Genomic DNA, 12,428 nt, shown 5'->3' on the forward strand with positions numbered 1-12,428 from the left:
GGGCCGACCTCGCAGTGGAACTCGCAGGGAACCGTCCGTTCGGGTCGCGGGCGCCCGCCGACCCGCGCATCATGAAGGCGTGTCCGACCGTCCGGATGTGAGGGCGACCCCCGCCCGCGCGCTGACCGCCATTCCGCCGGGTGCCGGCGCCGCGGCGATGTCGACGGGCATCGTGTCGGTGGCTCTGTACCTCGTCGGGTTCGAATGGTTCTCCCGCGCCTGGCTGGTCGTCGGCGTGCTGATCTGGGCGCTGCTGGTGGTGGTCTTCGTCTCGCGGCTGTTCGACGATCGGGCCCGCTGGGCGAACGAGGCCGACACCCCGCCCGCGCTCACCGGCGTCGCCGCGACGTGCGTGCTGGGGGCGCGGTGCGTGCTGCTCGGCTGGAACCACGTAGGATGGGTGGCTCTCGGAATCGCCCTCGTCGCGTGGGTGGTGCTGATCCCCGCGGTGGTGCGGCACTGGACGTCGCCGACCGTCGGCGTTCACTTCCTGCTCTGCGTGTCCACGCAGGGGCTCGCGGTGCTCAGCGGGTCGCTGGTGGTGTCGGCGGCGGCGCACTGGCTGGCAGGCCCGGCGTTCGTCGCATTCCTGCTGGGCCTGTTCTTCTACCTGATGGTGCTGATCCGCTTCTCGTACGACCAGTTTCGCGTCGGCGCCGGCGACCAGTGGGTCTTCGCGGGCGCTCTCGCGATCAGCGCGCTCGCCGCGGGCAAGCTCGCGCCCGCCGCGCTCGCCGCGGGCTGGCCGGAGGGCGTGCACGTCGCGATCCAGGTCGCGGGCGTCGTGATCGTGTGCCTCGCGATGACCGGCTACGCGGTCCTGCTGGCCAGCGAGATTCGTTGGCCCCGATGGCAGTACGACGTGCGTCGCTGGTCCACCGCCTTCCCCATGGGAATGACGTCGGCGGCCTCGCTCACCGTCGCGAGCTCGTCCGATGCCGACTGGTTGCGGCCGGTCGGGCAGGTCCTGGTCTGGCCCGCGGTGATCGTGTGCCTCGTCCTGCTCGTCGGCTCGGCGCGGCATCTCGTGGTCGCGGCCCGGCCGTCGTCGACCTGAGCGTCCGTCCGCGGCGGAGGCCGAGAACGCTTCGTCCGAATTCCGCCAGCGCCCCGCCGTCGCGCCGAGCAGTGTGGAGGAAGGCGATCGCCAGGCCCGGCCGGCCCTTCCACTCTCTTCGAAAGGACTCACGCATGTCTTCACGCCTGGATTCCAAGGTCTTCATCGTCACCGGTGGCTCGTCCGGAATCGGTCTCGCGGTCAGCCGGCGGCTCGCCGCCGAGGGCGCCGCCGTCGTCATCGGTGCGCGCCGCAAGGACGTCGGAGAAGAGGCCGCCGAGGGCCTGCGCGCTGCGGGTGGCACCGCCCTCTTCGTGCCGGCGGACGTGTCGGTCGAGGCCGATGCCGCCACCCTGGTGGCCACGGCGATCTCCGAATTCGGCCGGCTGGACGGCGCTTTCAACAACGCCGGTGGGGTCAACGCCGCCGGGCCGATCGCGACCGTCGACGCGGACGACTGGAACGCCGAACTCGCACAGAACGTCACGAGCGTCTTCAACTGCCTCAAGCATCAGATTCCGGCCGTCCTCGATACCGGCGGCGCGATCGTCAACAACGCGTCCAACCTGGGAGTCGTGGCCCTGCCCGAGGCCGCCCCGTACGTGGCCGCCAAGCACGCCGTCGTGGGGCTGACGCGGTCGGTGGCGCTCGAAGTCGCCGACCGCGGCGTGCGCGTCAACGCCATCACCGCCGGCGGCGTCGACACCCCGCTGGCGCGGGGATCCATGGCCACCACCGACGAAGCGCTCGCTTACATCGAGTCGCTGCACCCGGTGAACCGCATTGCGCAACCGGGCGAGATCGCGCCGTTCGTCGCCTTCCTGCTGAGCGACGAGGCGTCGTTCATCACCGGCGCGGCACTCGCGATCGACGGCGGATTCACCGCGCGCTGAGCAGATTTCGGCGCGACCGACCCGGAGCTGCGGTATTGGGTCGGTCGCGCGGAGGTTCAGATCTCGGTGGCAACCTTCCACGCCGAGTGCATCGCGCCCTCGATGTAGTCGACCTCGGTGGCGTCGCCGACGACGCGGACCTCGACACCGGCCCGGGCCAGTTCGTCGGCCAGCGGCGCCGCCGCCGAGACCCCAGACGCCACCACGACCATGGTCGCCGGCGCGGACAGCGTCTCGGCCCCGACGGTGAACTCGACGTTGCTCTTGGTGATGCGCTCGACGGTCGCGTTGCGGTGGATGTTCACACCCAGCTCGTTGGCATGCTTGACGGCGGTCCAGCGGCGCGGCATCGCCATCGGTACACCGAGCTGGCGGCCCTCCTCGATCAGCGTCACTCGGCTGCCGCGCTCGGCGAGGAACTCCGCGAGTTCCAGGCCGACGAGCGAACCACCGATCACGACGACATTCCTGCTCATCGGCAGGAACCTGAGGAACTTGCGGCTCAGGTCGCGGATCTTGGTGGGGCTCTTGGTGATGCCGACGAGGCCACCCAGCTTGCCCGCGACCCGCAGGAACAGCGACTGGTCCGAGACGTCGCCGGTGCCGGTCATCAGGCCACGCAAGCTGTCGCCGGTGTGCACATGCGGCAGATCGCCGCCGGGGACACTCGGACGGGCTCGCACGGCGCCCGTGGCCACCACGACGACGTCCGGCTCGAGGGCCTTCATCGTCGCCACGGTGGCATCGGTCTTCAGCCGGACCTCGACGCCGAGACGTTGGATTTCCTGGGTGAGCCAGTTCAGCAGACGCTCGTTGTCCGGCGTGGTCAGCGTCGAGAACCACAGGGTCCCGCCGAGACGATCGGTCTTGTCCAGGAGGGTGACGCGATGGCCGCGCTCGGTGGCGACACGGGCGGCCTCCATGCCGCCCGGTCCCGCGCCGACCACGACGACGTGCTTGCGAATCGTGGTGCGCGGGAACGGGAGCAGCGTCTCGTTGCCCAGCGCCGGGTTGACCGCGCACAACGGAGTGTCGTCCCAGAAGTTCTCCTGGACGCACACGTAGCAGTTGATACAGGGACGAACCTGCTCGCTGCGGCCGGCCTTCAGCTTGTTCACCAGGCCGGGATCGGCCAGCAGCTGACGGCCCATCGCGACGAAGTCGGTCCGGCCTTCGGCGATCATCTGCTCGCCGACCTCGGGCAGCATGCGGCCGACGGTGATGACCGGAATCGAGACCGCACTCTTGATGACCGCGGCGTTGTCGGTGTAGAAGCCGACCCGGTCGGGCAGCGGGCCGTCGGTGAAGTTCGCGAACGCGTTCAGCGCGGTGCCCGTGACGTGGATGGCGTCCGCGCCGGCCTCCTCGAACATGGCGGCGGCACGGGCGGCCTCGTCGGGCGTCAGGCCGTCGGACTCGCCGTACTCCTGGCCGGCCAGACGCACGATGACGGCGAGGCTGTCGCCGACCTCGGCCTTGACCGCGCGGATCACCTCGCAGGACAGCCGGGCCCGGTTTTCCAGCGATCCGCCGTACTCGTCGGTGCGCTGGTTCGAGTAGCGGCTGAGGAAGCCGCCGAGCACGTAGTTGTGGGCGCAGTGGATCTCGACGGCGTCGCCACCGGCGGCCTTCACACGGCCTGCCGCCTCGGCGAACATGCGCACCAGCCAGTCGAGGTCCTCCCGGGTGGCCTCGCGGTAGGTGGCCCTCTTGCCCTCCTGGATGGCGGCCATCTTCCCGAGTTCCTCGGGGGTGCAGTCGATCATCGCGCTCATGTCACCCGGGGGCTTCGGAACGGACGGCACCAGCTGCGGGCGGCCGTCGAGCGTGTCGATCCGGGCGACCTTGCCGTGGTGCGTCATCTGCACGCACAGCTTGCTGCCCGCCTCGTGGATCGCGTCGGCGAGCGCCTTCAATCCGGGGACGAACCGGTCCTCCGACAGACCCGGCTCCTTGCGGCTGGTGCAGCCTGCCGGGTACGCCACGGCGCAGCAGCCGGTGATGATCATCCCGGTGCCGCCGGCGGCGCGGGCGGCGAAGTGGTCGATGTCGCCCTGGTGGATCTCGCCGTCCTCACAGAGGTTCATGTCCATCGCCGGGAGCACGACCCGGTTGCCCAGCGTCATCGGCCCGATCGTGCCGGGAGCGAGCAGGTGCGGGAACGTCTGGTTGCGGGTCGTCACGACCGCTAGTTAATTCTCTGGCGCACCGTCGCGGTGGCGCTTTCCCGATCAGCGGGACCGGGCCCGCCGGGAGCAGAAATGGGGCCGCACCCGGGCGGGTGCGGCCCCATTCGGGCGTGGACGATCAGTATGCGCGGTTGACGGCCGAGACGACTGCTCGCAGGGACGCGGTGGTGATCGAGGTCGCGACGCCGACTCCCCAGACGACCTTGCTGACGCCGTCCGGAGTGGTGACCGCGGCCTCCACGTAGGCGGCGGCCTGGGCGTCGTCGCCCGCGGACATCGCGTGCTCGCTGTAGTCGAGCACCCGGACGTCGAAGCCGATGGTGGAGATGGCATCGACGAACGCGGCGAGCGGGCCGTTGCCGCTGCCGGAGATCTCCTGTTCCTTGCCGTCGACCTTGACCACGGCGGTGATCGCGTCGGTGCCGCCGTCCACCTCGGAAGCCGTCACCTTCTGGCGCATCCGCTCGAGCGGGGTGATCGGCGCGAGGTACTCCTCGTTGAAGACGTCCCACATCTCCTTGGGCGAGACCTCGCCGCCCTCGCCGTCGGTGATCTTCTGCACCGCCTGCGAGAACTCGATCTGCAGGCGACGGGGCAGCACCAGGCCGTGGTCGGCCTTCATGATGTACGCGACGCCGCCCTTGCCGGACTGCGAGTTCACCCGGATGACGGCCTCGTAGGTGCGGCCGACGTCCTTGGGGTCGATCGGCAGGTACGGGACCGCCCAGACGATGTCGTCGACGTCCGCGTCCTGGGCGTCCGCCGAGAACTTCATGTCGTCGAGACCCTTGTTGATCGCGTCCTGGTGGCTACCGGAGAACGCGGTGTACACCAGGTCGCCGCCGTACGGGTGCCGCTCGGCGACGGGCAGCTGGTTGCAGTACTCGACCGTGCGACGGATCTCGTCGATGTTCGAGAAGTCGATCTGGGGGTCGACGCCGCGGGTGAACATGTTCAGACCCAGTGTCACCAGGCACACGTTGCCGGTGCGCTCGCCGTTGCCGAACAGGCAGCCCTCGATGCGGTCGGCGCCGGCCTGGTAGCCCAGCTCGGCGGCGGCGACGCCGGTGCCGCGGTCGTTGTGCGGGTGCAGCGACAGGATCACCGAGTCGCGGCGAGCGAGGTTGCGGTGCATCCACTCGATGGAGTCGGCGTACACGTTCGGCGTCGCCATCTCGACGGTCGCGGGCAGGTTCAGGATGACGGGCTTGTCCGGTGTGGCACCCAGGATCTCGGTGACGGCGTCACAGACCTCCTTGGCGTAGGAGAGCTCGGTGCCGGTGTAGGACTCCGGCGAGTACTCCCAGCGCCAGTTGGTGTCCGGGTACTTCTTCGCTTCCTCCAGGACCAGCGCGGCGGCGTCGGTGGCGATCTTCTTGATCGCCTCCTTGTCGGCGCGGAAGACCACGCGACGCTGCAGGATCGAGGTGGAGTTGTAGAAGTGCACGATGACGTTCTCGGCGCCCTCGCACGCCTCGAAGGTGCGGGTGATCAGCTCCGGCCGCGACTGGGTCAGCACCTGAATGGTGACGTCGGCGGGGATGGCGCCGTCCTCGATGATCTCGCGGACGAAGTCGAAGTCGGTCTGGCTGGCCGAGGGGAACCCGACCTCGATCTCCTTGTAGCCCATCCGGACCAGCAGGTCGAACATGCGGCGCTTGCGAGCGGGACTCATCGGGTCGATCAGGGCCTGGTTGCCGTCCCGCAGGTCGACGGCGCACCACTGCGGTGCGCGGTCGATGACCTTGTCGGGCCAGGTGCGGTCCGGCAGGGTGACCGCCTCGACCTCCTCGGCGAAGGGGCGGTACCGGAAGGTCGGCATCGACGAGTTCTTCTGCGTGTTCCACACCGGCTGATCGGCGGGCGCGGGCTTGGACGGCGGCGTGATGGTGCGCGATCCGGATGTAAAAGCGTCGGCGGGTGACATTGACGAATCTCCGAACTGAGGGGACGGGTAGTCCAATGGTGGATCGACCGGCGCGACTGAACCCCGCGACGGGAAGCCAGTCTGGATCAGACCCCGTCGCGGCGATGAAGAAGGAGCGCCCGCTGCATGTACGGCAGTCTACCCGCCGTCGAGAACAGCCGGACCTTCACCCGCCGTGAATGATGTCCGTGTCCGGCCCGCCGAGCAGGCTGTGGCGATGGTGTCAATCAGGTCGGCGGTCGGTGGATGGGTGCGGGAGCGCATTCCGGACAGGCGGTTTCTGAAGTCGGACGTGGTCGCCGCGATCCCGGGCGCGATCGGCAGCGTTCCCGACGGGATGGCGGCCGGCGTGCTGGCAGGCGTCAGCCCCGTGCACGGCCTGTACGCGAGTTTCGCCGGACCGCTGTTCGGCGGCATGCAGACCAGCACCAAGCTCATGGTGATCACCACGACCAGCGCGTCGGCGCTCGCGGCAGGTTCGGTATTGGCCGACGTCCCCGAGTCGGACCGGTCTGATTCCCTGATCCTGCTCACCGCGATCGCCGGCCTGGTCATGATCGCGGCCGCGCTGCTCCGGCTCGGCCGCTACACCCGATTCGTCTCGCATTCGGTGATGACCGGCTTCCTCACCGGCATCGCGGCCAACATCGTGTTCGGGCAGATCGCGGACCTCACCGGTGCGACGGCGACGGGATCGGTGGCGATCGCGAAGGCCTTCGACGTGATCTCCAATCCGATGCGGATCGATCCGGCGTCGCTGGCGACGGGGGCCCTCGCGCTACTGCTGCTGGTCGTGCTCGCCAGGACCCGGCTGGCGCTGTTCGGTGCGCTCCTCGCGCTGGTGGTGCCGAGCCTGGTCGTGATCGGCTTCGGGCTCGACAGTGTCGCGAGGGTGGCCGACGTCGGGACGATTCCGACCGGTATCCCGCTGCCGCAGATCCCGGACGTCGGACTGCTCTCGCCCTCGCTGATCGGGGGCGGAATGGCCGTCGCGGCCATCGTGTTGGTACAGGGTGCCGGGGTTGCCGAGGCGGCGCCGAACCGGGACGGCACGCGCTCGCGGACGAATCAGGACTTCTCGGCGCAGGGCGTCGGCAACATCGGATCGGCCCTGTTCGGGGGCATGCCCGTCGGCGGGTCGGTGGGACAGACGGCGCTCAACGAGACGGCCGGGGCGAGGAGTCGCTGGGGTGCGGTGCTGTCGGGGGTGTGGATGCTCGTCATCCTGGTGCTGTTCTCGGGGTTGGTCGGCGCGGTTCCGATGCCGACCCTCGCGGCGGTGTTGATCTTCGCTGCGGCCGGGTCCGTCCGACCAGCCCAGATCGCCTCGATCCTGCGCAGCGGACCGAGTTCCGTCATCGCTCTGGTCACCACATTCCTTGCGACGCTGCTGCTTCCGGTCACCGCGGCGGTGGGTGTGGGAGTCGCGCTGTCGCTGCTGCTGCAACTCAACCAGGAGGCCGTGGACCTGAAGGTGGTCCGGTTGGTGCCCGCGGAGGGCGGAGGGCTGGGCGAGGAGGCCGCTCCGAAGGTGTTGCGCAGCAGGGAGGTCGTCGTCCTCGACGTGTACGGCAGCCTCTTCTACGCGGGCGCGAAGACCCTGCAGGTCCGACTCCCCGACCCGGGTGATGCCGAGTCGCCGGAGGTGGTCCTGCGCTTGCGGGGCCGGACCACCCTGGGTGCCACCTTCTTCAGGGTGATCGCCGACTATGCGGACAAGCTGGATCGCCGGGGCGGGTTGCTCTATCTCAGCGGGCTCACCCCCGAGGCGCTCGAATTCTGGGATCAGGAACGCCTGGACAGTCAGGGCGTGGTGCTCGAGACCTTCGAGGCGACCGACCGGATCGGCGAGTCCACCCTCGGCGCGTTCGAGGCGGCTCAGCGCCGGCTCGTACGCAGGATCTGAATGGGCGGCACCTGACAGATCTGAATGATCGTCCAACTCCTGGACGCTTGTTTTACAAAAGCCTTACGTTGGTGCCGTCCGTTGGCTACTGTGTGCCGGTCAGGCTGGATTCGGCCCCCTGGCTGGTGGGGATCGCGGAAGTGAGTTGCATATGTCGGCGTTGGTGAATGGTGCAGTTCAGGTCGGCTCGAGGCGACGTCGAGTGGCGACCCGCATCGGCGCGGTTGTCGCGGGAGCGGGTCTGGCCCTGGCCGGGGCTGCGATGGCGGCTCCCAGCGCGAGCGCGAACACCGTCATCGGAACCTGCACGATCGTGTCGAACCCGACCTCAACCCACTTCACCGACTGCAAGGGCGCCAACCTGTTCGGCGCGAGCCTCGCCGGGATCGATCTGACGGGTGCGAACCTGTCCGGCGCGACCCTGACGGCCGCGAACCTGTCGGGCGCGAACCTGTCGGGTGCGAACCTGTCGGGCGCCAACCTGTACCTGGTCTATGCACCGAAGGCGAACCTGACCGACGCGAACCTCGAGTCGGCGAACGTCCTCAACGCCAACCTCACGGGGGCGAACCTGACCCGCACCAAGCTCAAGGGCGCGGACTTCGGTGGCACCAACCTGACCGGCGCGAACCTGACCGACGCCGATTCGGCCGATCTCAGCGGCGCAATCACCGGGCCGACCACGACGCCGCCGCCGACGACGACGCCGGCCCCGAAGCCGGCCACCGGTGGGGGCGGCAGTTCGGACCGGGATCCGATGGCGCCGCTCTTCGGTTCGGCCGTGACGGGCTCGACCAACATCAGCGGTATGGGCAACAACGCCGATGCGCCCGCCGCCCTGCCTCCGCTGATCGGGTCCGCCGTGACCGGGTCGACCAACGTCAGCGGGATGAACTAGACGAAGCCGAGGCCGGCCGCCGCGCGGCCTCGCCTACCGTCGATCCGTGGCACCGACTCTGCGGGCCGACCTGGTGTGCGAGGGCGGCGGCCGTTGTCGGTGCCAGGCGCTACCAGGGCGGGTACCTCGGGTTGCCCCCCGACCCGCCCGGTGGACGGCCCGTTGTAGCTCTCACTCGCCGTGCTCGACGCCCCTGCTCGGCAATCAGGACTCTGCGTATCCGGAGCGGTCGGCTGCGCTGTACGAGCGGGGAGTGCCGGCGGGGGCGGAAATTCCTGCGCACCTGGAAGTGGTCGGCGTACCGCGCCGGGTGTGGCCGGATCAATCCGGGAGCCGGCGCATCTCGACGACGGTGATGCCGAGCGCGTCGAACCGTGCGAGCATGCCGCGCAACTGGGTGTCATCGTCGATCGGCCCGTACAGCGCGGCATAGGCGTGCGGTGCCTCGGCCACGCTCAACTCGGGAAACGCGGCCAGCACGCGTTCGGAAAGGTTGCCTCGTACGAGAAATTCGTACCGGACACGGGCGGGCTGGGGGTGGGTCACCGACGCAGCCTCCTTGCTGTCGACATGCCGACGATCACGACGGCAGGTGCTCGACTTCCAGTCTCGGCGCGCGTCCCGTCCGGCGCCTCACCCGTCGGTGGTGAAATGACTGCGGCCGTCAGAGGAGTCCGCGTGCCCGCGCCTCGGTGATGGCATCACGCCGGTTGCGCACGTCGAGCTTGCGGTAGATCCCGCGCAGATGGGTCTTGACGGTATTGACGGAGACGAACAGGTCCGCCGCGATCTGTTCGGCGGTGTGCCAGGACGGCAGCTCGAGCAGCAGTTCCGATTCCCTGGCCGTGAGCAGCCCCACTGCCTGGACCGAACCATGAGGCATCACCGACCGCGCACGCGCCGCGAACGCGTCGAGTGAGCCGAGGCGGCCGAGGTGGTGATTCAGCAGCTCTCGAACCGGCTCGCCGCCGTCGCGGAACGGTCGCAGAATCTCCTCGGGTTCCGCGATCGACATCGCCTCGGCGAGCGCGGACCGAGCCGCCACCGTCTCGTGCCGGGCGTGCGCGATGGCGGCCTCCATCAGCCAGGCTCGGATCTGCGTGACGGCCGAGGTGCAGCGGGTGTCGCCACCGAGCACCGGCGCCAGTTCGCGACGGGCGACGTCTGCCTTGCGTGAGTGCAACAACATCGCTGCGGCGAGGACGTTGACCTCGCCGCAGGCGCCGAGTTCGGCCGCCGTGTACTTAACCACCTGCCCCGCCCAGGTCGTCTCACCGACCTCGAGGAAGGCTCGCTGTATCGACGGCGCGATGAGGGCGGTGGCGCCCGGTGGGATCGGACGCGCCTCCTCCGGCCCCGCGTGGTCCCGGATCGTCTTGACCAGTCCGTGCCGGTCGTCGGCGGTCTCGAAGTCGAAGACCGCGCCGTAGCAGGTGGCGGCCCGCGCGATGGCGGGGTCGGGGCAGTTCACCAGGAGGGGGACCGCTTCGGCGGCGAGCAGGTTCGCCGCGGTGTCCACGCGGAGGTAGTGGCCGAGTGCGCCGAACAGTTGGGCGACGGAAAAGTAGAGGTCGCCGGTGAGATCGTGGGCACGTCCGAAGGCCTCGGCGCGTTCCGCCATGTCTGCCATGTCCGAGATTCGGCCCTGGTAGCAGGAAACCGCGGTGAGTGCGGCGAGGGTCTGCAAGGTGACAACGGGCACGTTCGTCGTCCCCGCGGTCGCGAGGGCGGCCTCGAGATGGCGGCGGGCCGGTTCGAGCCGGCCGAGATACAGCTCGGCCGTGCCCGCCTGCAGCAGGGCGAACGAGTCGATCTCGGGATTGCCTGTCCTGCCGACCGGGTCGGCCTGCAGCGCCTCCAGGGCATCCTCGATGCCACCGGACCGGATGGATGCCTGCACTCGCAGGCTGTCCTCGAGCACTACGTGCTCAACGGGCAAGTCGTGGAACTGGTTCACCACGCCGAGACTGGAACTCGCGGCCGCATCGTTCCCGCGGGCGAGTTCGGTGGCGGCACGGAGCAGTCGCATCGACGGATCGTTCCGTACATCCGGCGGTGCGAGGGCGAGCGCGTCGGTGACCGAGTCGCCGCCGCCGCCGAACACCATTCCCAGGCCGTGGTGATCGAGCAGGGTTACCAGTGCGGGGCCGTCACCGGAGTGGAGGGTGTGTTCGAGCGCGGTGACCGAGTCGTCCTCGGCCTCGAACCAGGCCGCCGCGGTCAGTTCCAGATCGGCGACGGCGCGCCTGCCCCGACGCCCGACCTCCGCGCGCAGGTACTCACGCAGCAGCGGGTGGTATCGGTACCAGCCCGTCGAACCGGGCACGCGCTCGATGAGAAAGCTGGCGCGTTCGAGAGCGTCGATCTGATTGTGCGCATTCGCCTTTCCGGTCATTTGCTCAGCGAGCTGCGCAGTGAATGCGTCCGGGATCGAGGTTTCGACGACGAAGTCTCGCTGGTCGTCTTCGAGTACGTCGAGGACCTCGTTGACGAGGTAGTCGGCAACCACTCTGCTGTTGCCGCTGAAGTCGGCGATCATGGCAGCCGGATCGGGATGTTGCGCAAGGGTGATCGCGGCCAATCTCAGTCCGGCTGCCCAACCCTGGGTGCTGGCATGGATTCGGGTGAGGTCGGGTGCATCGAGGACGAGGTCGTGTTCCGCGAACAGGACTGCCGCCTCGTGCTCGGTGAAGGCCAGTTCACCGGTGGAGAAGTCTCGGACACGCCCCTCGAGCCGTAGCCGGTGAAGTGCGATCGGCGGTTCGAACCGACCCGCGAGGACGATCCGCAGGTTCACGGGTGCCCACCGCAAGAACTTGCCGAGGTCGTCGAGGGCTTCCGGGTCGTGAAGCAGGTGTGAGTCGTCGAACACCAGCCAGATCGGCTCGTCCAGTACGCCGAGTGCCTTCGAGAGCGCGCCGGGAAAGTGATCGGATCGGGGCGGGGGTGTATGTCGCAGTGCGTCGCGAACCAGGTGGCTCGTCGAATTCTCCAGAGCTGCAACGATGGCAGCACGTAGGGCGACCTTCGAGTTGTCGCAGTCCTCGATGGTGAGCCAGGCGATCGTCGGTGCAGCCTGCCCCACGCCGGTGGCCCCCACCCAGTCCGCGAGCAGCATGGTCTTGCCCGAACCCGCTGGGGCGCAGAGCAACGCGACGGTGGTGGCGTTGGTCGCGGGGGAGTTCATCGCATTGTCGAGCTCGTCGAGGAGTCGTTGACGTCGAATCAGCGGATGGAAGTATGTCGGCACCTTCGCGCGTACCAGGTGCGTATCCCAATTCACTACGGACATAGGACATCTCCCCACAGGTGACCTGCGCCGGAGCCGGTGCACCGGCGAACTCCCGGCGGCGGACCGACGGGTGTAGTGGTTCGGATGGTAACGATGGGGCACGGCATTTTCTCGGCGTACAGGTAACGACAGGGCAACGCTCCGGGGCGGGTGTCGGGAGTGCTCGGCGGGATATGCGCCGGACACCCACCGGGGGCGAGGGGGAATATCCGGCAGTGGGCTACGGTTCCTCGGATTAAGTTAAACATTCAATTACACGGAGGAGG

General features: G+C 68.8%; 8 protein-coding genes. 4 read left to right on the forward strand and 4 right to left on the reverse strand.

All coding sequences use genetic code 11. The annotated features are described in order from the left end of the window. Positions 1-97 precede the first annotated feature (97 nt). On the forward strand, positions 98-1,057 hold the full coding sequence (locus ACFVH2_RS02610; protein ID WP_378475686.1) for a tellurite resistance/C4-dicarboxylate transporter family protein: 960 nt from the start codon (positions 98-100) through the stop codon (positions 1,055-1,057). 134 nt (positions 1,058-1,191) lie between these two features. Beyond that, a complete protein-coding gene (locus ACFVH2_RS02615; RefSeq protein ID WP_378421255.1) occupies positions 1,192-1,950 on the forward strand; it encodes an SDR family NAD(P)-dependent oxidoreductase in 759 nt (252 codons plus the stop codon). 56 nt (positions 1,951-2,006) lie between these two features. Here ACFVH2_RS02615 and ACFVH2_RS02620 read toward each other — a convergent pair whose 3' ends face one another. Continuing rightward, on the reverse strand, positions 2,007-4,133 hold the full coding sequence (locus ACFVH2_RS02620; protein WP_378421258.1) for an FAD-dependent oxidoreductase: 2,127 nt from the start codon (positions 4,131-4,133) through the stop codon (positions 2,007-2,009). Positions 4,134-4,257: 124 nt separating this feature from the next. After that, the gene (leuA, locus tag ACFVH2_RS02625) at positions 4,258-6,066 is read right to left on the reverse strand and encodes a 2-isopropylmalate synthase (RefSeq protein WP_378421260.1); all 1,809 of its coding nucleotides are present in this window, start codon (positions 6,064-6,066) and stop codon (positions 4,258-4,260) included. Between the two features lie 217 nt (positions 6,067-6,283). On the opposite strand from leuA, the gene ACFVH2_RS02630 reads away from it, so the two are divergent. After that, positions 6,284-7,972: a SulP family inorganic anion transporter gene (locus tag ACFVH2_RS02630; protein WP_378421262.1), complete on the forward strand. Its 1,689-nt coding sequence runs from the start codon at positions 6,284-6,286 to the stop codon at positions 7,970-7,972. A 202-nt stretch (positions 7,973-8,174) separates the two neighbouring features. Next, positions 8,175-8,870: a pentapeptide repeat-containing protein gene (locus ACFVH2_RS02635; protein ID WP_378421264.1), complete on the forward strand. Its 696-nt coding sequence runs from the start codon at positions 8,175-8,177 to the stop codon at positions 8,868-8,870. Between the two features lie 321 nt (positions 8,871-9,191). Here the strand turns inward: ACFVH2_RS02635 and ACFVH2_RS02640 are convergent, their stop codons facing one another. After that, positions 9,192-9,416: a hypothetical protein gene (locus tag ACFVH2_RS02640; protein WP_378421266.1), complete on the reverse strand. Its 225-nt coding sequence runs from the start codon at positions 9,414-9,416 to the stop codon at positions 9,192-9,194. 118 nt (positions 9,417-9,534) lie between these two features. After that, positions 9,535-12,162, reverse strand: coding sequence for a LuxR C-terminal-related transcriptional regulator (locus ACFVH2_RS02645; RefSeq protein WP_378421268.1), 2,628 nt, complete (start codon positions 12,160-12,162; stop codon positions 9,535-9,537). Positions 12,163-12,428 lie beyond the last annotated feature (266 nt).

The sequence above is a fragment of the Rhodococcus sp. NPDC127527 genome (genome assembly GCF_042672245.1).
In the GTDB taxonomy this organism is placed as follows: Bacteria; Actinomycetota; Actinomycetes; order Mycobacteriales; family Mycobacteriaceae; genus Rhodococcus_G.